General features: G+C 45.5%; 23 protein-coding genes. 14 read left to right on the top strand and 9 right to left on the bottom strand.

The window, feature by feature from the left end; genetic code table 11:
• Positions 1–56 precede the first annotated feature (56 nt).
• From folK to DYADSP32_RS20455, 5 genes are all read right to left on the bottom strand, one after another.
• Complete coding sequence (folK, locus tag DYADSP32_RS20475) at positions 57–548, bottom strand: 2-amino-4-hydroxy-6-hydroxymethyldihydropteridine diphosphokinase (protein WP_149241020.1); 492 nt, start codon at positions 546–548, stop codon at positions 57–59.
• A gap of 122 nt (positions 549–670) precedes the next feature.
• Positions 671–910 carry a 50S ribosomal protein L28 gene (gene rpmB / locus DYADSP32_RS20470; protein ID WP_149241021.1) on the bottom strand — a complete coding sequence of 80 codons (240 nt, stop codon included), beginning with the start codon at positions 908–910 and terminating at the stop codon, positions 671–673.
• 88 nt (positions 911–998) lie between these two features.
• Positions 999–1,688 carry a response regulator transcription factor gene (locus DYADSP32_RS20465; RefSeq protein ID WP_149241022.1) on the bottom strand — a complete coding sequence of 230 codons (690 nt, stop codon included), beginning with the start codon at positions 1,686–1,688 and terminating at the stop codon, positions 999–1,001.
• A 68-nt stretch (positions 1,689–1,756) separates the two neighbouring features.
• Complete coding sequence (locus DYADSP32_RS20460) at positions 1,757–3,001, bottom strand: sensor histidine kinase (RefSeq protein ID WP_149241023.1); 1,245 nt, start codon at positions 2,999–3,001, stop codon at positions 1,757–1,759.
• Positions 3,002–3,149: 148 nt separating this feature from the next.
• Positions 3,150–4,001: an N-acetylglucosamine kinase gene (locus tag DYADSP32_RS20455; protein WP_149241024.1), complete on the bottom strand. Its 852-nt coding sequence runs from the start codon at positions 3,999–4,001 to the stop codon at positions 3,150–3,152.
• Positions 4,002–4,136: 135 nt separating this feature from the next.
• Between DYADSP32_RS20455 and DYADSP32_RS20450 the strand changes: the two genes are divergently transcribed.
• Entirely contained in the window at positions 4,137–4,328 is a 192-nt protein-coding gene (locus DYADSP32_RS20450) for a hypothetical protein (protein ID WP_414617929.1), read from the top strand.
• Positions 4,329–4,449: 121 nt separating this feature from the next.
• Here DYADSP32_RS20450 and DYADSP32_RS20445 read toward each other — a convergent pair whose 3' ends face one another.
• The gene (locus tag DYADSP32_RS20445; RefSeq protein ID WP_149241025.1) at positions 4,450–4,686 is read right to left on the bottom strand and encodes a cytochrome b5 domain-containing protein; all 237 of its coding nucleotides are present in this window, start codon (positions 4,684–4,686) and stop codon (positions 4,450–4,452) included.
• Between the two features lie 136 nt (positions 4,687–4,822).
• Between DYADSP32_RS20445 and DYADSP32_RS20440 the strand changes: the two genes are divergently transcribed.
• Complete coding sequence (locus DYADSP32_RS20440; RefSeq protein ID WP_414617928.1) at positions 4,823–5,269, top strand: hypothetical protein; 447 nt, start codon at positions 4,823–4,825, stop codon at positions 5,267–5,269.
• A gap of 83 nt (positions 5,270–5,352) precedes the next feature.
• Complete coding sequence (thiL, locus tag DYADSP32_RS20435; protein ID WP_149241026.1) at positions 5,353–6,375, top strand: thiamine-phosphate kinase; 1,023 nt, start codon at positions 5,353–5,355, stop codon at positions 6,373–6,375.
• 48 nt (positions 6,376–6,423) lie between these two features.
• Here thiL and DYADSP32_RS20430 read toward each other — a convergent pair whose 3' ends face one another.
• A complete protein-coding gene (locus tag DYADSP32_RS20430; protein ID WP_149241027.1) occupies positions 6,424–7,254 on the bottom strand; it encodes an aminotransferase class IV in 831 nt (276 codons plus the stop codon).
• 209 nt (positions 7,255–7,463) lie between these two features.
• On the opposite strand from DYADSP32_RS20430, the gene DYADSP32_RS20425 reads away from it, so the two are divergent.
• The 5 genes from DYADSP32_RS20425 to DYADSP32_RS20405 all read left to right on the top strand — a co-directional run bounded on the left by DYADSP32_RS20425 (position 7,464) and on the right by DYADSP32_RS20405 (position 10,475).
• A complete protein-coding gene (locus tag DYADSP32_RS20425) occupies positions 7,464–7,682 on the top strand; it encodes a DUF2683 family protein (protein WP_149241028.1) in 219 nt (72 codons plus the stop codon).
• On the top strand, positions 7,658–7,930 hold the full coding sequence (locus tag DYADSP32_RS20420) for a Txe/YoeB family addiction module toxin (protein WP_149241029.1): 273 nt from the start codon (positions 7,658–7,660) through the stop codon (positions 7,928–7,930). The genes DYADSP32_RS20425 and DYADSP32_RS20420 overlap by 25 nt, the downstream gene beginning before the upstream one ends.
• Before the next feature lie 124 nt (positions 7,931–8,054).
• Positions 8,055–9,029 carry a polyprenyl synthetase family protein gene (locus DYADSP32_RS20415; RefSeq protein WP_149241030.1) on the top strand — a complete coding sequence of 325 codons (975 nt, stop codon included), beginning with the start codon at positions 8,055–8,057 and terminating at the stop codon, positions 9,027–9,029.
• Positions 9,030–9,085: 56 nt separating this feature from the next.
• Entirely contained in the window at positions 9,086–9,709 is a 624-nt protein-coding gene (locus tag DYADSP32_RS20410) for a rhomboid family intramembrane serine protease (RefSeq protein WP_149241031.1), read from the top strand.
• A 118-nt stretch (positions 9,710–9,827) separates the two neighbouring features.
• A complete protein-coding gene (locus DYADSP32_RS20405; RefSeq protein ID WP_149241032.1) occupies positions 9,828–10,475 on the top strand; it encodes a response regulator transcription factor in 648 nt (215 codons plus the stop codon).
• Positions 10,476–10,495: 20 nt separating this feature from the next.
• On the opposite strand, the gene DYADSP32_RS20400 is transcribed toward DYADSP32_RS20405, so the two are convergent.
• Entirely contained in the window at positions 10,496–12,457 is a 1,962-nt protein-coding gene (locus DYADSP32_RS20400; protein ID WP_149241033.1) for a sensor histidine kinase, read from the bottom strand.
• Positions 12,458–12,631: 174 nt separating this feature from the next.
• Positions 12,632–14,680, bottom strand: a complete 2,049-nt coding sequence (locus DYADSP32_RS20395) for a tetratricopeptide repeat protein (protein WP_149241034.1) — start codon at positions 14,678–14,680, stop codon at positions 12,632–12,634.
• Positions 14,681–14,850: 170 nt separating this feature from the next.
• Between DYADSP32_RS20395 and DYADSP32_RS20390 the strand changes: the two genes are divergently transcribed.
• The 6 genes from DYADSP32_RS20390 to DYADSP32_RS20365 all read left to right on the top strand — a co-directional run bounded on the left by DYADSP32_RS20390 (position 14,851) and on the right by DYADSP32_RS20365 (position 22,379).
• Positions 14,851–15,423, top strand: coding sequence for a hypothetical protein (locus tag DYADSP32_RS20390; protein ID WP_149241035.1), 573 nt, complete (start codon positions 14,851–14,853; stop codon positions 15,421–15,423).
• 164 nt (positions 15,424–15,587) lie between these two features.
• Positions 15,588–16,970 carry a hypothetical protein gene (locus DYADSP32_RS20385; RefSeq protein WP_149241036.1) on the top strand — a complete coding sequence of 461 codons (1,383 nt, stop codon included), beginning with the start codon at positions 15,588–15,590 and terminating at the stop codon, positions 16,968–16,970.
• Positions 16,971–16,977: 7 nt separating this feature from the next.
• The gene (locus DYADSP32_RS20380; RefSeq protein WP_149241037.1) at positions 16,978–18,765 is read left to right on the top strand and encodes an ABC transporter ATP-binding protein; all 1,788 of its coding nucleotides are present in this window, start codon (positions 16,978–16,980) and stop codon (positions 18,763–18,765) included.
• A 177-nt stretch (positions 18,766–18,942) separates the two neighbouring features.
• Positions 18,943–20,643 carry a trypsin-like peptidase domain-containing protein gene (locus DYADSP32_RS20375; RefSeq protein WP_149241038.1) on the top strand — a complete coding sequence of 567 codons (1,701 nt, stop codon included), beginning with the start codon at positions 18,943–18,945 and terminating at the stop codon, positions 20,641–20,643.
• A gap of 4 nt (positions 20,644–20,647) precedes the next feature.
• The gene (locus DYADSP32_RS20370; protein ID WP_149241039.1) at positions 20,648–21,520 is read left to right on the top strand and encodes a serine/threonine-protein kinase; all 873 of its coding nucleotides are present in this window, start codon (positions 20,648–20,650) and stop codon (positions 21,518–21,520) included.
• 13 nt (positions 21,521–21,533) lie between these two features.
• Positions 21,534–22,379, top strand: a complete 846-nt coding sequence (locus DYADSP32_RS20365; protein ID WP_414617927.1) for a Stp1/IreP family PP2C-type Ser/Thr phosphatase — start codon at positions 21,534–21,536, stop codon at positions 22,377–22,379.
• Positions 22,380–22,466 lie beyond the last annotated feature (87 nt).

The raw sequence follows: 22,466 nt of genomic DNA, 5'->3' as shown, positions 1-22,466 counted from the left end.
GTGAAATGAATGGATTAAATGGCAGGATAACCTCAACAATTGAGATTAGAATTTTTTCAAGAAAAAATGAACACACTACTATCGTCGGGGCAATCCGAAAGCAGTTGCTGGTTGGTTCTTTTGAGCAGCGGGTGACAAAACTCCGGGGAGATTTCGGCCAGAGGAGCCAGTGTAAAGCGTCGATCCTGTAAGCGCGGATGCGGAATAGTCAGATGGCTGACATCAAGCACCAGATCGTCGTAATACAGCATATCAATATCAATCATTCGTGCTGCCCAACGCTCCAGGCGTACACGTCCCAGTTCCTTTTCTATAGATAAAATGCATGAGAGTATGTCCAGTGGGGCCAGTACCGTTTCGACCGCCAATACCTGATTGAGAAACGAGGGCTGATCCAAAACTCCCCAGGGAGCGGTTTCATAAACGGAAGAGGACAATATTACGCAACCGACACGTGCTTCGATGAGGTCCTTTGCCGAACGGAAACTTTGCATTCTGTCGCCCAGGTTTGCACCGAGAAGCAGGTACAGCACATGTTTATCTGGCATAGCTCAGGTCGGGAATTATTAAGGTACCTCAGATTAATCGGTGACAATGCAGTGCGAGCAAGTATACGAAAAAAAGGACTTCCCAAAAGCGAGAAGTCCTTCCTTGTAAAAGTGTACTAAATTCAGAACGTCAAAGTTCCTTTTTCGTATGCTTTTTGTATCGTTGCTTCAATACCATTTTTATTGATGGTACGAAGAGCTGAAGTAGCTACTTTCAACGTAACCCATTCTCCAGAAGAAGGCAGGAAGAAACGTTTCTTTTGCAAATTCGGGAAGAATTTACGTTTTGTTTTATTGTTAGCGTGGGAAACATTATTTCCAACACGAGTTCTTTTACCTGTAATTTGACAAACCTTAGCCATGACCTTACTATTTTTCCAAATGAGGGTGCAAATATGTGCGATTATTTTTTTGGATGCAAGTATTCACAAAACATATTTTTCAAAAAAATCACGCAACACGCATCCGGAAGCCTACACCATGAATATTATCAATCCTGATTCCTTCATCGGACGACAGATATTTACGCAGGCGGGAAATAAATACATCCAGGCTCCGGCCCATAAAATAGTCATCGTCACCCCAGATCGCTTTGAGTAATTCATCCCTGCGTATCACCTGATCAATACGTTCCGACAAGTATTTCAACACTTCTGCTTCACGGAAAGTGAGGTTCTGGAGACGGCCTTCGGTGCTCAAAGTGAGCTTTTGAAAATCGAAAGTGTATTTCCCGATCCGATTGCTGTCAGGTTTGCCCACAACCGCATTCACCTTGGTGGTCCGGCGTAAAAACACTTCGATACGCAACATCAATTCCTGAATACTGAAAGGCTTGGTGACATAATCGTCGGCACCCAGTTGTAAGCCTTTGATTTTATCCTCCTGCAAAGCACGCGCCGTCAGAAACAAAATCGGAACCTGCCTATCCACATTTCGGATATGTTCAGCCAGTGTGAATCCATCCATTCGGGGAAGCATTACGTCCAGCACGCAAATATCAAAGTGTTCTTTACCAAATAGTTCCCAGGCCTTTTCTCCATCTGCGGCATGCACAATTTCATAATCATTGGCTTCCAGATTATCCATCGTGGCAAATGCGAGATTGGGGTCGTCTTCAACGTATAGGATTTTCCTTTTCATTTTAAGGCAATAAAAATTAAGGTGTCAAAAGCTATTGATTTCTTCAATGCGGTCGGCTGTAAGCAGCTCTACTTTTGTGGGATGGAAATCCGGAATGTACTTCCTTGCCCCAGTATGCTTTCAAGCTCCAGATGCCAATGATGCGATTTTACGATCTGTTTTACATAACTGAGACCAATGCCTGAGCCTTTCACATTGTGGACATCGCCATAGGGCACACGGAAAAACTTATTGAATATTTTCTTTTGATACTCCGGCGCAATGCCAAGGCCTTTATCCTCAATGGCCACAACCAGACAATTCTTTTTCTGGAAGGTTTTCACCCATACCTCTGGCTCACCGGGAGAATATTTCAAAGCATTGTCAATCAAATTGCTGATCATATTTCTGAAATGAAACGGATCCGCTTCGACCATCGCATTGGCAGCATCAAACTGCAATTGAATTTTTCCCTCAAAAGGAAGTAAAATAGATTCAATGAGCTGGTGCACATCAATGGGCTCCTTCCGCAAGGTAAGCGTGTTACTCTCGGCTTTGGCCATTGAAAGCACCATTTCTACCTGGCTTTGCAGCCTCATGATTTCTTCCTGCACAATATGCACGTACCTTTTGTGTCGCTCAGGCTGATGCACAATCACTTCCGTATTGAGTACATCCGCCGCGATCCGGATGGTAGAGATGGGTGTCTGCAGCTCATGAGTCATATTGTTGACAAAATTGCGCTGCACTTCTGAAAGGTGTTTTTGCCTTAAAATGACGAACAAGGCATAGGCGAAAAAGCAAACGGCTACCAAAACGAGTACCGACGACCAGACGGCTCTGGTGATGGTACCGGCAAAATAGGTACCATATTCGGGAAAACGCACGCCGAAATAGTAGGGATATTTGTCCGTCTTGATCCAGTCAGAAGTGGGTGCGGACGTTTTTTCGTTATTTTTGGTACTCAAAAACATGCCATACCGCATCTTATCAGTAGTACAATCGTAAATACCCACTTCAAAGTCTGTAATCAGATTGTATTTTTGAAAGCTATCCTTAATAAAGTGTTCCAGCAGATCGGGCTGGGTGGTAGCGTTGGTATTGACCAGAAAATATTCGGGCGCCAGCTGTTCCACCGGGTTGGTGGTCTGCATTACGCCATTAACCTTGGACAGCTTCTCAGCAACCTCCTGTAATGCCACATGTGCATTCTGGGTAAACTGCCTGTTTCGGAGATCCAACGCTTGCTTCACCCAGTAGATCTGGGTCACAACCACACCAATAATCAGCAGTGCGGAGAAAACGGTAAGCCATCGGATGGTAAGACGCGGCATTTTTGATTTTTAATTTCATCACAAAGTTAAGGCCATTTTCTGAGATGGGGCGAGGCGGGATGAATTCATCGACAGGTGAACCGTCAGTCGTGTGTGATTATTTTGGTATTACCCATTTCGACAAATCATAAAATTCTGGCACCAACTACTACAAATGATACTTCATGAGTCCGGTCAATGGCGATTTTAGGATATTTCCGACCTTCAGATTGTGTTTGAGCAGGTCGTTTTTTAGAATATCCTGATAATAAAAAGCAACAGATCCCGTAAAATGAACGGGAAATCGGGCTGCATCGGCATGCTTTAAAATGTATTTTTCAATAAAGGCATCGAACGCACGGCTCACCATACCGCTCATGAACGGATGTCCGATATGCAATGGGATAAACCTGGAAAACGCGGCAAAATAGCGGTTCGGAAAGGGCTTTTTGTAAGCATGATCAAGAACCGACAATCGATTAACCTCTGGATAGGATTGCGCAAACAGCGTATGCAACTCAGCTGGCAACTCGTTTTGAAGATAATGAACGATCAAAGTTTTACCCAGATAGGAACCACTCCCTTCGTCACCGAGCCAGAAACCCAGTGAGCCAATCGATTTTACAATTTTATCCCCATCGTAGAAGGCGTTGTTTGCGCCGGTTCCCAGGATACAGGCCAGCCCAGCCTCCTTTCCGCACAGCCCACGTGCAGCACCCAACATGTCGGAAGCCACTTCAATATTTTTTGCCGAAGGAATTACCTCGTATAATGCATCATAGATGGGTTTTGATGTTTTTTCATCAGCACATCCCGCGCCATAAAAAAATATGTTCCTGACTTCTCCCTTAAGATTGGGAATCACCTCCTTTTGCAGCAAAGCAGTGATCTCATCTTTGTTCTGATAAAATGGGTTCATCCCGGCGGACTGAAATTGCATCGGGGCACTTCCATTCCCAGTAAAAAGCCAGTCCGTTTTAGTAGAGCCGCTGTCGGCGATGAGTATTGATGTATTGTTCAAAATAGGTTTTGATTTAAGTTAGAAGTTATTGACGGTATCTTTTGAAATGCATTGTTCCTCAAAAAAACATTAAATTTGATAATAACTTTAAACGTCATAACCAGACAAATTTTAATTGAGAGAACATTAAAAGTAATGAATCACCTTCCTGAAGACAGGGCAGAAGAAATTTCTGATTTCGCAGACTTCGTTTTTAAACGTTATGAGGAACGCGAAATAACAAACGGAATTCAAAAATTAGCAGCCGAAAGTACGACATTTGACTTCTTGAACACCGAAGAAGATCTATATTCAGTTGCCGACCTTAAAGAGGTTTACCGTGGCTAAAGGAGATATACCAAACCTAAGGCATTATTTCAACTGCCGTGACCAAGGCGACAAACTCAAGATGAGGAGTTTGATCCTGGTAAAATAATTGTCATTCTCATTATCTCCGAAACCATGCTTCCTATTCAACATTCACCAGCCTTCCAATTACCTTAAACCGTTCAAACACCTTCTCCGTATGCGGCGCGTCCTCCAGCTCTTCCGTTAAATCCTGCCCGGCCCAGTGTTCATAATGATGCCCGTTGCGCCAAAGCCTGGATCCGGAAACGTCGTAAATCCATCCTTTGTATGCACACCAGATATCTTCTTTATCCTGCCCGTTGCGCAGTGCCAGTTGTTGCTTGGTATATTCTTTCATCGTTTTTTTCCTGCGGCAATTTAGTCATAATGCCCTTTCTGTGTTTACTTCAGCAAGTGTACTTGAGAATATTTTGATAATAAGACTAAAAAGTAGGAACTTGGCGTTTTGAAAAGGAATTGCAAACAAAAAGAGAATGAAAAAAGGATATACAATACTTTGGAGTTTGATGCTGGTAGCTGCACTGGTCATTACCGGTTGTAAAAAAAAGGTTAAGTCTGTAACAGAGCGCATAGCCAAGACCTGGACAGCAGAAACGGTCAAAGAGGGGGCCGCAGTGGTGTATACACGGGGTGGATCGGGAAATACAAGACCTGGCTATTCCGATTTTAAACTTACCTTGATCGAAGGAGGGAATGCCATTTATGTGGAATTTGACAAGACTTCTTTCAGTGGAAAATGGGAGCTTTCCGGTGACACCAAACTGATACTGCGAGATCTGTCACCCGCACCTACCGGAACCAATGGCGTTATTGAATTTACCATCACCTCCATTGACGATTCCAGACTGGTACTGACGCGAAACAGCCCGAGTACCAAAACAGGAAACTCCATCAATGTATACACACTGAGCAATCCATAGGCATAAACGAATTTTTGAAGACATCAGAACGAAGCCATTTCCTCTACGAAGTGGCTTCGTTCTTTTTTTACTAATTTTGCAACATGGCAGAAACTAGAACAGAAATAAGCGCTTTGGGCGAATTTGGCCTGATTCAGAAGCTTAATAAAGGAATCAAAAATAAACTACCCGATACCATCACAGGCATTGGCGACGACGCAGCCGTGATCGACCTGGGTGACGAGTATGGGTTACTCACCACAGATATGCTTTTGGAAGGGGTCCATTTCGATCTTACCTTCTTCCCTCTGAAACATTTGGGTTACAAAGCCATAGCCGTGAACGTTTCGGACATTGCGGCTATGAATGGCACACCCCATCAGGTTACGGTCAGCCTGGCGCTCAGTAATCGTTTTTCCGTGGAGGCGGTGGCGGAACTTTACGAAGGCATCAAACTTGCCTGTTCGGATTTCAATGTGGATCTGGTGGGTGGTGATACATCTTCTTCCCGCTCCGGATTATTTATTTCCGTAACAGTTTTTGGAAAAGTTGCGAAGGATAAAATCACCTATCGCCACACGGCAAAACCGCACGATCTGCTTTGCGTCACCGGAGATCTGGGAGGTGCGTATCTGGGATTACAATTATTGGAGAGAGAAAAACAGGTATTTCTGGCCAATCCTAACATGCAGCCCGAACTGGATGGAAAAGACTACGTCATTCAGCGTCAGCTCCGCCCGGAGGCTCGCATGGATGTAGTTTACGAACTGGCGGAAGCGGGTGTCATCCCCACAGCCATGATCGATTTGTCCGACGGCCTGGCATCCGACCTTTTGCACATATGTGCGCAATCCGGGGTGGGCGCACTGGTATTTGAAGACAAGCTCCCCGTTGACGAGCAGACTTACCTGGCCGCTACGGAACTCAACATCGGACCGGTCACGGCCGCTTTAAATGGAGGTGAAGACTATGAACTACTGTTTACGGTCCCGCAAAATGCTTACGACAAAATCAAAAACAATCCCAAGATTACGATTGTAGGTTATATCACCGATCAAAAAGGGGAAGTGCTACTGCATACCAATGCCGACAACCGGGTACCGATCACAGCACAGGGCTGGACCTAAATAGAAATTGGGCTGTCACAATCCAATAACATTTTGACAGCCTCATTACTATTTGCCCCAATCACTGACCAGCCCCTCAAATAGTCCCTGCAGGAACAGGGTATTTTTCCCTGCCCTTCCATCACCGATCCTATTGTCTCCCACAGCTACAATGGGCATAACCCATTTGGTAGAGCTGGTGGTGAAGGCTTCATCGGCAGCCAAAAACTCATTCAGCGATACCGACCTCACCTGAATTTCGAAATGAGGCCCGGCCAGCTCCAACACCACACGCCGTGTGATTCCGTTCAGGATGCTCCTGCCGGGCGTGATGAGTGTATTTCCTTTAAAGATAAAAACATTACTTCTCGTCAGTTCGCTGATTTCGCCGTCTTTGTGGAACAACAGATCGGCTGCTTCCTGAGACCTCATTTCATCGGCCATCAGTATCATATGCACATAATTGGTGCTTTTGATTTCGGGTAGGTCCCGCACGTAGGCGTGAGGCAGCACCTTAATACCTTTAAGCCGCCCGGCAGGATTGTCCTGCGGCAAAGACTCCGTACGAATAAGCAAGTTGGGCTGTATTACATGAACACTGTCTGGGGCATAACCACCTGTGAGCACAAAGCGAAACGCGACTTCCGGCTCGCCCGATAATGCGAAAAGATCCGCCAGCACTTTTTCAGTTTCATCCCGGGAAAGTGGTATAGCCAGCTTGAGCAGCCGTGCTGAATTCTCAAAGCGTTTCCAGTAATCTTCAAATCTGAAGGGAACGCCGTTATAAGTGCGGAAATAATCAAACAAACCGTAACCTCTCAGTAAGCCAAGATCGTTGGTTTTGAAAATTGCGGCGTCTATAGGGAATATTTCCCGATTAAAATATTGATGAAACGGCATAGGTAAATTTTTCTTTTTTGTATGGAGTTGAAATATGACCCTGCTAAAAACGATGGGCATTTCAAACACTTTTTGATAGAAAGGACAAGGTAGAAAATTAAGCCCTTATCGCCGTGATTATTGTATTGCAATTACCTTTCAACAAATAGCCAATCCCGTTTTTGACAAAAAAGTTGTAATTTTGAACATATAAACAAGCAGGAAAACCCATGACAACGTTCACGATCAATACAGAAGATCAGCAAGTGATAAAAGCAGTGAAAGCACTACTGAAAGGTTTTAAAGTTTCCTTCGAGGAAAAAGAGGACAAGCCTTACAATGCTGAATTTGTGGCCATGATAAAAGAAAGTGAACGGCAAATTAATGAGGGAAATACGGTTACATTAGAACCGGGAGCTAATTTATGGGATCTGGTCAATACAAAATAGACTTCACACCTTTGGCCATCGAGCATCTGCGATTTTGGCAAAAATCGGGTCAAATTTCCTTACTAAAAAAGATTGAACAAATAATAGATGCTATCAGGAACAGTCCAACGACAGGTATAGGCAAGCCTGAAATGCTCAAGCATGATTTAGCTGGCAAATATTCCAGAAGAATAAATAGGGAACATCGAATAATATATAAAATTGATAATGATGTTATTTACATTCTATCGATGAAAGGGCATTATTAAAGATCTATTGCTTATGATACCAGTCAAAACACATTTCTAACGCTTTTTTTACCTGAATTTAATCTGATCAAAAAAAGCATATTCAACCTCAGTTCCTCATATACCGGACTGAAAAAACCTTCTAATGATACAAATTGAGCATCTGCTAAAAACGCTTCAAACTGAATTTGACAAAAATTCTTACGGTGAACACCCTGTTGAGCTGTACGATCCCATCCGATACATTATGTCGCTGAGCGGCAAGCGGTTCAGGCCACTGCTCACCTTGCTGGCTACCAGTGTTTACACGGACGAATGGCAAAAAGCGATCAAACCGGCCATGGCAGTCGAAGTGTTCCACAATTTCACGCTCATGCATGATGACATCATGGACAAGGCGCCACTGCGTCGTGGCAAACCCACGGTGCATCAAAAATGGAATGAAAACACCGCCATTCTCTCAGGAGATGTCATGCTGATCAAAGCTTACGAACTTTTGATAAACGTGCAGGATAGCAGCCTGAGAAACGTCATTGAGCGGTTCAATACCACGGCAGCAGAAGTGTGTGAGGGCCAGCAGCTTGACATGAATTTTGAAACACGATGGGACGTTACAGAAACGGAATATCTGGAAATGATCCGCCTCAAAACCTCCGTGGTGCTAGGCATGTCGCTCGAACTCGGTGGCATCATTGGAGGCGCAGACGAGGCATCAAAAAAACGCATGTACACAGCCGGTGAAAGTATGGGCATTGGCTTTCAACTGAAGGATGATCTGCTGGATGTATACGGGGATCCCAAAACTTTTGGAAAACAGGTTGGCGGAGACATTATTTCGAATAAAAAGACCTTTTTGCTCATTGAGGCGTTAGCAAAAGCGGAAGGAACCTTGAAGGAGGAGCTGAACCACTGGATTGCCGCCGAAACATTTGACAAAGAAGAAAAGGTGAAGGCAGTCCGGAATATCTATGACCAACTGCAAATCCGCAAAACGACCGAAGCTAAAATCAATGAATATTTCAACCTGGGTTTTAGCAACCTTGAACAATTAAACGTATCATCTGAACGAAAAGCGCCTTTGCTCTCGTTCGTTCATCAGTTGGTGGAGCGGGAACAATAGCCTGGCATTCTTTAACCGGCAACCAGGTCAACATTTTATCATTTTTACACTAAAATATGTCAATAACCCTCATACTCGTCATCATTACAAGCGGTATCAGCTATTATGCTTTCAGCAATTACAGTCTGATGGACAAGCTGATACTTAACCCCTATAAGGTCACCAAGCGAAACGAATATTACAGATTCATCACCTCAGGTTTTGTTCATGCCGATTTCGGGCATTTAATTTTCAACATGCTCAGTTTGTGGTTTGTAGGTGAAGGAATTGAGAGCCTATTTTACCAACTTTTTGGCCCCAGCGGCTCTTTTTATTATCTCTTCCTGTATATTGTCGGAATCATTGTTTCTGACATTCCTACTTATCTCAAAAATCGTACTAATTCCAACTACAATTCTCTGGGTGCTTCCGGAGGGGTTTCTGCTGTGCTTTTTGCCGCAATACTATTTGCTCCCACGATGACCATTTCCTTGTATTTCTTCATCAAAATGAAGGCATTTATATTTGGTATTCTGTTCCTTGGCTATTCTTACTATGAAGCCAGGAAAGGCACAAGCTATGTCAACCACAGCGCACATATGGTGGGTGCTATTTTTGGTATGCTATTTATGGCGGTGGTGTATCCGGCAGCAGTTCCCGGATTTTTTGCTCAGATCCAGGAATGGGTAGCGAGCTTGTAGACCCAGGTTATATATTTCAAAAAGAAGGGTTTACGTTTTGTAAGTTCATAAAAAGCATGGTCTTTGCATTGTCATAATGTTCTTATACATTTGATATACGCTAACTCTTCTTTGTGAAATGTCTTTACGTGTACTTATTACCGACGACCATCAGATCCTGCTGGACAGTCTTTCTCTTTTGATCTCGACCATTCCGGGCGTTGAAATCGCAGGTACCGTTAACGACAGCCGTAAGGTACTTCACATGCTGGAAAATGATGAAATCGACGTTCTTGTCACGGATTTCAACATGCCCCATCTCACAGGAATTGACCTCACATTACAGGTACGTGAAAAATTTCCTAAACTGAAAATCCTGATGCTCACCGTTTCCGAGGACGCTGATACGATCCGACAGGCTTTTCAGGCAGGGATTTCGGGTTATGTGATGAAAAAGGCAAACCGGGCTGAACTGGAACGCGCCATCACAACGGTTGCTTCCGGCGAGAAATACTTCAGTGAAGCCGTGATGAAAGAACTGCTAAGCCCTGCAAGTATGCAGGCTCCAGCTCATGAAGACATACCATCCACACCCATTGCGGTAACATCGCGCGAACTGGAAATCATTAAGCTGATCGCACAAGAGCTATCAACCACCGAAATCGCAGAAAGGCTTTTTATAAGTGTAGGAACGGTTGAAACGCACCGTCATAATATATTACGAAAACTGAACGTAAAAAACGCGATAGGGATCATTAAGTACGCGATGAGGCACAAACTGGTGTAAGTCACTGTACGCAATTGAAATCACCGCTTCAACACTTCCACGATCACCTTTGCCCCCTGCCCGGGACTGCTTTCCACTTTCCATATTCCCTTCAATGCTTCCACCCTCGAACCGATATTGCGTAAGCCTATTCCCTGTGATTCGTTCCCGGCTTCAAAACCTACCCCGTTGTCGCTGACGGTCAAGGTCGTTTTGGCTCCATCCTGCGAAATACTGATCCAGACCTGGCTTGCCCGCGCATGTTTTATGATGTTGTTGACCAACTCGAGCGTAATATTGTAAAGCTCAAACTCAACCTTTTGATCGAGGCGCTCGTGCATTTCATCCAACACAACTGAGAAGACCGTTTTTGGATTTACATTGAGCTTTTCAATCAGTTTTTGTACCGCGGCTGTCAATCCCTGTGATTCCAGTTCGGCAGGAAGCATGTTGTGTGAGATCAGCCGAACATCATCATACACATCCTCCAGCATCCCGATCAGGCCGGTCAAAGCCTTCTGGTCCTTTTCGGGATACCCGGCCAGGTTCAAGGCCTCCAGCCGCCATCGCAATGCGGCCAGTTTGGTGTTCAGGTTGTCGTGCAGCTCGGAGGCAACCCGCTTTCTTTCCACATGCTGACCTTTGAAATGTGCCTCTTCAATCTCGCGGTTTTTTCTTATCAGTACCTTATTATGTTCCCGCAAGCGCCTATTTGTAAAAATGACATAGCCCGTTAGCGCAATCCCCAATGCGGCCAGTCCTAACAGAAAATTTCTGATCATCGCCTGTTTATCGACAACCTGCTGCAGCTTTTCATTTTCAAGATCCTTAATCTGGCTCTGCTGTTTCTCCGACTCGTATTTGACCTGCATTTCAGCCATGGCATCAGCGGAATTGTCCTTGTAAAAAGAATCTTTGGCTGCCACCAACTTTTCGAGGGTTTCCTGGTAGAGGGCATTCTTGCCAACCGCCTTGTAACATTTTGCCAGCAATTGGTAATAGTCCTTCCGTAAATTGATTGCACTCACCCGACTGTTTATCTTCAACGCATCCGCCTCCTCATTCGTCAGCAGGGCTTTTTTGCAGTAGGCAATGGCTTTGTTGTACTGCCGGGTTTGGATATAAAAGTTCACCCGCATCAACCCGTCATCCGTATACTGATTTTCGTCGCCCGATTTCTTTCGGGTTTCCCACATTTCGACCAGGGTTGCTTCTGCTTCTTTTAATTTTCCAGTGTCTGTATAAATTTGAGAGCGAATCCGTAAACCGGTGGCTAAAAAGTTAAGATTTTCGATCTCCTTGCTTAATGCCACTCCCCGATCCACATAATACCTTGCCGAATCATTTTGACCCAGCAGATTGAATGCACCTGCCAGATTGATAAAGCCGGCAGCCCGTATGTATGCATATTTCCGGTCATTATCATTCGTGTAAGAGAGCGCCTTCTTCACCCATTTGATTGCCTCCTTAGGCTGTTCCCGCATCAAGGCCAAGGATCCGACACTGTTTGTACCAATACCCAGATTAAGCGTGTCCCGATATTTCTCCGCCATCCGAATCGCTTCGTAAAACACCGAGAGTGACTCCTGATACCTGGACCGCCCTCCGTAACCCTTCGCCTTCAGTAGGGTCAGTTTGAAATAAATATCCCTTGCCTTTGGATCGGTGACAGGATTTTTGGGCAACTCCGTATTTACTACCAGCAGCAAGCTGTCAATCCACCCCCAGCGGTAGTAGTCATGCGCAACGGCAAGCTCCGCCAAACTTCGCTCCCTCCTGCCCGCTTTGATTTTTACTGCCAAAGCCCGTGCGTGGTACGCATAATAATCCAGCGTATCACGATTCAAACTGTGATATTCTTCACACAAGGCCAAAATTGCCGCTAGTCTCTCGGGATCGTCCGAAGTCTTATAAATATGGTTGCGCAAAGCATCGATCCGCTTCGTTTGGCCAAACAAAACGGAGGCGTGCACTAGCAGAAAAATGAACAATCCGGCTTTCATATTTTGGGGCAATCAGCAATCAGCAATCAGCAATCAGCAATCAGCAATCAGCAATCAGCAATCAGCAATCAGCGGCAAACGATAAAATCAGCGCAACCTACTGGTAAGAAGAAAATTAAATTTCAAACGGCATCACGCACCACCGATTCATTCTTCATTCTTAATTCTAACATCTCACCCCCTTTCGGCCACCTCGATCACCACTTTGGTTCCCTGTTCAGGAGCGCTTTCAATTTTGAGTTTACCGCCCAGTGCTTCTACCCGGTTCGAGAGATTCTTCATTCCCATTCCGTCCGATAGCGCGGGGTCGGCCATGCCCACACCATCATCACTGACTGTCAGGATTATGCCGGTATCCGACCTACCTACGCTGATCCATACTTTCGAAGCCTGAGCATGTTTTAACACGTTATTGATCAGTTCAAGGATCATGATGTAAAACTGATGCTCAACCGAAGCCGGCGGCCTTTCCTCAAAGTCTTTCGCGATCAGGTGGAATTCTGTTTTGGAGTTGATATTCAGTTTCCCAATCAGTTTTCGCAGCGCTGGAACGAGGCCCTCCGTTTCCAGCTCCACAGGAAGCATGCTGTGCGAGATAAGCCGCACGTCGTCATAAATATCCTCAAGCATTTCAACGGAACCTTTGTGAATTTTCTGATCCCCCTCGCCGTATTGTGTTACATCTATGGCCTCCATACGCCAGCGCAATGCCGCCAGTTTTGTATTCAGGTTGTCGTGCAGTTCCGAGGCCACCCGCTTTCGTTCCAATTTTTGTCCCTTGAACAATGCTTCCTCTATCTCACGATTTTTCGCAATAAGCTCCGTGTTCTTACTCCGAAGCTTGCGGTTAGACCAGAAAATAAAGGCCGTAATAATAGAACCCAGGACGGACAACCCGATCAGAAAATTACGGAATTGTACGAGCTTGTCGTTTTTCAGAGCCTCAATGGTCAGCTGGTCTGTTTGTTGCTTTTTCTCGAATGTATAGGTCAGTGAGGCTGCCGTGATCCGTTGCACATTCTCTTTATTCAGCACAGAATCGGACTGGACTTTGTACTGCTTAAAATGGCTTAGCGCTTGGGCAGTCTGTCCCAATGCCTCATAAGCGACAGACAATTGCCTGTGATACTCGGCCGATTCTCTCAGAAGTGGCGGTTCGGCTGCCATGGCCCACTCGAGCCCCTTTTGGGCATAACCAATCACTTTTTTGTAAGATTTTTGGAATAAATAAATTTTACCGAAATTCTGATGAACGTAGTGGTCCAGCATTTCATTGGCATCCGCGGCTTTACTGAATAATTTGTCGGCCATTCCTGTGTATTTGAGGCCATTCTCATAGTCATTCAGTTTCAGATATGCATGACCCATTCTGGCATAGGTTCGCCCGAGCCAATATGGAGCCTGTGATGGCTCATACACTTTTACCGCCTTTTCGAGCTCACGCAACGCCTCCTTGTATTTGCCCTGCTTGTCATATATCTCCGCACGTTGATTGTAAAAAAATGCGATCAAGACGCTGTCTCCCCTGCTTTTAGCATTTTCTTCTGCCTCTTTGAAAGTTTTAAGCGCCTCGGGATACAAGCCCATCGAAGAATAGAACACACCAAGGTTGGCTACCGTAGATCTCAGAGATTTGGTATCATTTACCTCTTCCTGAAGCTTACGGGCCTTCAGCATCAAAACGACAGCATCTGCAAAATTGCCGTTATTTCCCAAAATTTGCGCCCTCTCGTTGTACACAGTCCCCTGCCAGGATTTGTCGCCAACCTGCTCGAACAATTTTAATGCCTTTTCAAACAAAGGTGTGACCTGCGACTGCTTTTCAAGTATTTCGCTGTAAAATTGAGCCCGCCGCACGTACGCCATCCCCTCCAGTTTTTTATCCTTTGTACGTTTTGCAATTTGAAGCAAGGTGTCCAGATGTGCATATGCTGGTCCAATATCTGTAAAACGATCCAACTCAATACGCGTAAGCTGAAACCTTGCTTTTGATTCGCCCGCTAAAAATTTCAGTCTTTTCGCAAGGTTAAGTGCCTGATGACAGTAAAGTATGGCAAGTGAATCATCGCTGCCCACCCAAAAGTTGTAACCCAGATCATTCAGGATATTGACCCTTTGCGTATCAGGCCTGGCGACTTTCAAAGCACGCAAAAGGGAGTCTGTCTTTTGCGCACGGGCAATAAATGTGAGAAAAAGTAGCAGAAGTATACACCATTTGTTCATATCGCCGAGGGAGGATTTTCTTGAATTTGTACATTCATCAGGTTCATTTTCAGAATGTAATCTTAAATATACAGGTTTTCCTGTACTCTAAATATAGGTTTTTAGCAATTTATCGGAAAGCGGTTTTGATGGAAATTTGCATCATACTTAACCACTTAATGATTGACCTCATGATACCAATATCTATGGCCACCAGCCATTTACATACAAGCCACATCTGGCATTCCAGCGACGTCAGCTACCCGCAAATACTTCCTTTGTCCAAAAAGGAAAAAATTCGACTGGATTTAACCAATGCACTCATCGCTGTCGTCACCGTTGCATTATGGTCCAAGTTCCTGATCGATATGCCTGAGTATACATTAGCCATAGGTAGAAGATGGACTCAAGTACAAGATTCCACAATTGAAACAGCACTGTTTTTTATACTGCTGATCGTTTGCTTTTTCATTCTGGTCACGACCATATGGGTTACTTATTTACTCCTGAAAAACAGGTTCACCGATAGAAGAGCCGGTATAAAACATGCCGGCGTTGCTGAGGTTATTTCAAAGCAGGTGGAATATGGAAGTGATGGGAGTGACGCCTATTTTAACCTGATCCTCAGATGGACACCCGGCTCTAGCCCGGATACTGTAGAAATCGAGCATCATGACTTGTATGTAAAAGTATCACAAGGGAACCAGATATACCTGGAAATGCTTCCCAATTCCAAAAAGCTGCTCTCGTACCAAATCCTTTAAAGCATCCTTTCGAAATATTCCGAAAGCTTACAAAATGGAAGGTTTACCTCGAAATATACAGGTTTACCTATACTTCAAATGTAGGTTTCCGGCCATTTACAAGCCTTTATTTAAGGACGTACTTTGTACTGTTCAATTCCAAAAACTTCAATTAACCATCGATTATGACTTCCCGTAACGATTTACCCGACTTTTTTCAGGCAGAGCACACCCAAACGCTACCCCGGCCAAAAGAGGAGCCCCAGTCCGACTCAACGCCTGATTCAGCGCGCCTTGGCAAACCCTCCGAAGAAGGATTCTTTACGGTTTTGATGGATATAATTAAAAGACACCCAATCCTTTTTAATGTATTCTTTTTCCTCCCGTTTATTGTAATTCTAATCTCGCTCGGACTTAAATGGCACTATGTCTTTTACGATTCCATCCACTATCTGTCCGACTACAATGTGGTCAATGGCCAGTGGAATGACAAAGATCTGTATTTCAACCCGGGCGTTGACCGGTACATTCGGGAACTGGATATTGCTGGTCTTGTGGGCGGTGTGGTGAGCCTGTTTATCGGTCTGTTCCTCACCGTTACCACCGAAAAAATGAACCGACTCAAGGAACGCCTCAACCAGCAGGAAATGGACCAGATCAAAACCCAGACTGGTTTATTAGTCCAGGCAACGAAGTCGCTGAATGGAATCATGATGGAGGTAAGCGGAAAAGTGAATGAGAAAGTACAGATGATTGAGGGAACAAAAGAAGTACTGGGGGGGATCAACAAGGTGATCGATCTTTCCAAAACACAGGGAAATAATTTATTAATCTTGTCAAATACAGCCCAAATAGAAGCGATCGCACCTTATAGGATGGACCTGGTGGCCAAACACGCAGATGTGAAACCACATGAATTGCGACACGCAACACAGTTCGACTATGCCCGGAGAGCCGAAGCACTTTTACGCGACAGTGCAGACGTTGAAAACAAACTAAAAGAAACCGCCATCTATCTTCAGAAAACCGGCAGTAATGCCAAAGTGGAGTTCGTGACACTCAATGATCAGAGCGAAGGTACCAGCCACGCATTCGTAAAATACCTTGGCAAAATTTTCAATGAGCACGTTTCCGTTGAAACCTACCGCAGCGGAAGCAACGCGTCCCTGTCTGTAAATGAATCCATACCCCACCACAACCGATTCATGGTATCGACATCGATGGTGAAAGACGACGACGAGCCACAGGCCGCACTGATCCGACAGTTGTATCAAAACCACAGCCAGTCGATGCAGGAAATGAATGAAATGGGCATCCGGGTAACCAAAGTGAATAAAACGCTGCCGATACAATTGTTTATCAGCTCACCCTCTGAAAACAAGCCCGGTATTCAAAAATCCCTCTGCGTGTGTATTCTGGGAAGCGGATCCAATACGAGCGGACGAGCCTCCAAACTCAACGCTTTTCTTACAGATGATATCAATATCGTGTCTTCCATGGTGGAGCTGTTCTATGACTATGAATCTGATGCCGCATTGAATACCCGTGAATTCATCCGTAAAATCTAGTCTGCCCATGTCGTTTGTAACCCTCATTGTAAAACTCTGGCCATTTGTCCGCACCTACCGTTCCACGTTCGCGTTGATACTGGTGCTCACGGTAATAGGTGCTGCGCTGGCACAAGTGACCCCTATTGTGATGAAATACACGGTAGACACGATAGAAAAAATGCTAAGACAACCGGTTTCAAACCGGGAAATCGGCATGGTGGTGGTATGGTTGGTGGTGATCTTGTTTGGCAAGGAAATCCTGGGCTTGATCGTCCAGCTGATCCAGAAATTTCTGAGCGATCGTTTCCGGTTTCAGCTGGGTGCCGACCTGCACAACTACACCATCAACCGGGTTGTTTCCTACCATCTCTCCTTCTTCGCCCTTCCTCAGAATCAGATCGGGAAGCTGGAAAAAAGGATAGACAAAGGCATTGAAAATCTGATCAAAACGGTTAAAAATCTTTTTATCGACATCATTCCCATGTTTATCAGTGCCTTCCTGGCCTTGATCCTCATGTACTACAACAACGTATGGATTGGCGTCTGCGCCACACTGATTATCCCGCTCTACGCCATGATCAGCCGGGAGCAATCCAAAAGACAGTCGCAGATCCGCCGGAACATCCAACAGTTTCGGGAAGACAAGGCAGGCATGTTATTCGGGCTTTTTGAGTCCATTTTTGTGGTAAAATCATTTGTAAGAGAAGATTACGAAGCTGCCAGACAAAAGACCCTCACCTCCAATCTGGCGGCGAGCGAGGTAAAACACCATCGGACTAATTATCTGTTCGACAGCCTGAAAAGTATGGCAGAACAATTGGGCGTCATAATGGTGTTTGTTGTGACCGTCTATTTCGTACTTCATCAACAGATTGCGCTTGGGGCTATCATGTTCCACCTCGGACTTTTCAACAATGTATCAGCACCCATACGGCACTTACACCGCATCTATGACGAATACAATGAAGCACTTACCTATGCGGAAGGTTTTTTTGAAATGATCGAGAATGACTCCTACGTCGAAAACCCGGAGTCGGACAAGCTTAGGCCGGAAACAATTAACGGCGCTTTCGAACTGAAGAACCTGGACCTGGTATATCCTAATCACAAACGCGCATTGAAAAATGTGAGCCTGAAACTGGAATCGGGTAAAACCACAGCCCTTGTGGGCCTTTCCGGAGCAGGAAAAAGCTCTGCCATGAACCTGTTGGCTGGTTTTTATGAGCCCACAAGCGGAGAAGTGCTGCTGGACGGCAAGCCGCTCAATCATTACGACCCACATTGGGTGAGGGATCACGTGGGCCTCGTGATGCAGAAAAATCACATTTTTGCGGGTACGATAGAGGAAAATATCCGCTACGGAAAACTCGAAGCCACCTTTGAAGAAGTGGTGGAAGCGGCTAAGAAAGCCTCTTTGCACGATCAGATCGAAGGCATGCCCAATGGCTATCAGGCGGATGCAAAATCACTTTCAGGAGGACAGCAGCAACGCATAGCCATTGCCCGGTTATTCCTCAAAAATCCCCCGGTCATTTTTCTGGATGAACCAACCGCCAGCCTTGACGCCATCACCACCGAACAAATTAAAGACAGTATTGACGCCATTAAAAAAGACCGCACGGTGCTGATTATCTCACACAACATCAGCCAGATAATGGACGCCGACCACATCTATTGCATGAGCGAAGGGGAGCTGGTCGCTCAGGGTACCCATGAATCTTTGTATACCGAAGGCGGGCTGTACCGGGACATTATTGATTCCAACGCGAGAAGCATGAACCTGGGCCGACTGGCTGCCACGGTATTGGGATAGTCGTAAATCCTCTTCTATACAGGAAAACCTATACTAGAAAAATATAGGTTTTCCTTCCTCCAAATGTACGTTTCTCCCGATTTACCCGTGTTGTCTTTTGGCGGAAATTTGTAACATCAGAAACGAAGAAATATCTGAACCCTAAAAAATCATTCAAAAATTTAACCATTCAAAATAATGACTGCTTCTGTGAAAAACTTTGTCATTCGCCACACCGCCGGTGCCAAAATCAATCAGGTTGAAGAATTTGACTTCAATGCCCACAATGAATTAACGCTGGGCCGGTCAGGCGACAGCGACATCCAGTTTGACCCCGAAATAGATACAGTCGTTAGCCGTGAACATGGTAAAATCGTCAAGGACAGCGCCGATCCATTGCGTTTTTCATTGGTGGATAATAACAGCCGTAATGGCCTTTTTCTAAACAAAAATAAAGTTTTGGGAACGACAAGGCTTTCACCGGGCGATGAAATTCAGGTAGGCACCAACGGCCCGATCTTTGTATTTGACATCGACCCACGCCCCCTGGAAATGATGCCTCAGACGCGCCTGGTAGAAATTTTGAAACCAACCAGTGAATTTGTACCCGCCGAAGCAGGTGACACTCCGGCTAAAACCGGAATCGGTAAGCAGACGTTTGAAAGAGTGATTACGCATGAACGTAAAAAATCACAAAAGACCCTCTGGACTGCTGTTATCGCCGCTGTGGTCGTACTGGGAACTCTTGGATTTGTGATGTGGCAAAAAAACAAAGACGATATGAGCTCTCTCACCGTAAGCGAACGCAGAAGAGCGGACAGCCTTTTGGCCATGAACAAAGATCTGACCAAAGTACAGATTGACTCTATCCTGAAAACGGCTCAGGCTGGACAATCCGTTGCTTATGACAAAATCGCATCCGCTAATGTCGACAAGGTGGTGAAAATCTATATTTCCTGGGAGCTGTACGAAGTCTCTGAAAATGAAGAATTGTATCACGAATACCGACCTGATGCCAATGGCGTTTTTCACCCGTTATTTGTACAAACCACCGCAGGTATCGAGCCCTACCTGGTTACCAAAAGAAGTTCAATAGTAGGGCTGCCCGTCGGCTCCAGCGGAACAGGCTCCGGATTCGTTGCAACTTCCGATGGTAAAATACTGACAAACAGACACGTGGGAGCCGCATGGCAAACAAGATACAACGGCTTCTCCTGGAACAACTTCCCTGGTTACCTGGTACAGGGAATGAAAAACGGGCAACCGGTTTATGATGCTACGCCTATGATTACCGAGGACCAGGCGATGGGCTGGGTGCCTTCAGAGGCAACCCTGGTTAACGGACGCCCTGCACAGGTAGAAGGCCGGAACAAATATCTGAAAGTGGTATTTGCCAATTCTACCCAACCCTACGAAGCGCACCTGGTAACAGCATCGCAAAGCCACGACGTATCCATGATTAAAGTGGATGTGAACGACCTCGAACCGGTGACCATGACCGACAATTACAGCACCGTGAAATCAGGGCAGGGCATTGTGGTGATGGGCTACCCTGGTGGCGCACCACAGCAACGTATCGTCCGCAAATCCAATGATCCGTTCAAACCCAATCCAGCCGTATTTACCATTGCATCACCGGTAACCTCGCCCGGACATATACAGCAGATCGTTAAAAGTTCTTCCGAATTTTCGGCCAAAGACTCCGGGTTCGGCGACAGTTACCAGCTTGACCTGAACGCAACGGGTGGAGGCAACAGTGGCGGACCAATGTTTGACGAAAAAGGAAATGTTATAGGCATCTATTATGCCGGAGGCGGGAATGCCAACCAGGGTATCATTTCCTTCGCCATACCGATCAAATACGGAATTGAATTGCTAACGGTACAGAAAGGACTATAATCCTATGAACCTTGGAAAAAATATAAGAGGATATGTACTGACCAACTGGTTGGGATCGGGTGGAATGGGTGAGGTGTATCAGGCCATTCACCACACCACCCGCCGCCAGGCAGCTGTGAAAGTGCTTTTCCACAAAGACCAGGCAGCACGGTTCCGAAATGAAGCCTACATACAGGCCTCCGTGGAACATCCGAATATCGCTACACTGTTCGAATTCGCAATGGAAGAGGATTATCCCTGCATCATTATGGAATATGTCGAGGGAATCACGCTTGAAAAGCTGATCAAACGACAATCCAGATTACCTGAGTCATTCGTGTGGAAGATCATGGAACAGATAGCGGGAGCCGTCGCCCACCTGCATGATCAGGAAATCATCCACCGGGACCTAAAGCCAGGCAACATTAAAGTAAATAAAGAAAGCCTGGCTAAATTACTTGATTTCGGAATAGCAAAATCGGCCTACACACCGAAGCTCACGCAGGAGGGTTACATCATCGGAACCTCTCATTATATGGCTCCTGAGCAGTTCAATGGCAGGGTCAGTATACAGTCGGATTGCTGGACGCTGGGTGTGTTGTTTTACGAGATGATTACCGGCTATCTTCCCTTCGATGGCCGCACCGAAACCGAAGTACGGATCAAAATAGAGAGAGGCCAGTTCACCGAACCCGATCTGATGGTACCGGATATCTCAAAAAAAACAAAACGACTGATCAATAGATTGCTAAAAACAAAACCTGATCAGAGGATGACGGCAAAGGAATTACTCGAAGAAATTCGCAACCCTGCGGGCGACGATCTTTGGACCGGATGGAGGGATGACCTGAACGATCTGATTGCAAGAATACCCGTAAAAAACTGGTTTGGCAAATAAAATGAATAGCACTATGTTTTGGAAAAAATGGCTTTCCAACAAAACAACCGAATCCACAACGGAAGTGACGGGAGACCTGAGGGCCGTAGTGCTTTCAGATGTGGGTTGTGTACGTACTAACAATGAAGATTCAGCACTTTTTATCCGCCCATCGGGCAAGGATGTAAGAGCAAGCAAGGGTTTTCTCTCAATTGTTGCCGACGGTATGGGAGGCCATGCAGCCGGAGAGATCGCCTCGAAGATGGCCGTGGATACAGTTGCCAAAACCTATTTCGACCGTGACGAGTCGTCTGAGGAAAGTTTGTTCTTTGCATTAACCAAAGCCAACAGGAATATCTGGCAATCCGCTGCAAAGAATGTGAGGCAGAAAGGTATGGGAACAACCTGCACCGCGCTTGCCATTATCGATACCCGGCTTTATTTGGCCCATGTGGGCGATAGCCGTGCTTATCTGCTCAAAAAGGGTCAGCTATTTCAATTGTCCAAAGATCATACATATGTACAAAGTCTCGTGGATCAGGGCGTGATTACCCCTGCCGAGGCCGAAAAACATCCCGAAAGAAACGTGCTTACCCGGGCTATGGGTACGCATAGCAAGGTGGAAGTTGATATTACTTCTTTACCTCATACGTTCCAAGACGATGACCGCCTTTTCCTGTGCAGCGACGGGCTTTACGATTATTTATCCAATGATGAAATTGCACAACTCATGTTGATTCCCTCACTTAGTGAAGCTGCAGCACAGTTGATCGACCTGGCCAGGCAGCGGGGAGGACACGACAATATTACGGTACTGCTCGTGGAACGGGTGTCCCCTGAAACGTTTCAGACGTTACGCCCAACGGAGGAAATAAATTAGTTACCTTTTAGAAAGTCAACAGTTTGAGTCAGCCGGATTAGCAGTTTAGGGGCCTGTCAAACGAATAAACTTCCAAACTATCTTAAA

The organism is Dyadobacter sp. 32 (genome assembly GCF_902506755.1).
In the GTDB taxonomy this organism is placed as follows: domain Bacteria; phylum Bacteroidota; class Bacteroidia; order Cytophagales; family Spirosomataceae; genus Dyadobacter.
Note: the sequence above shows the minus strand (reverse complement) of the source record. Positions and strands in the feature narration are given on the sequence as shown.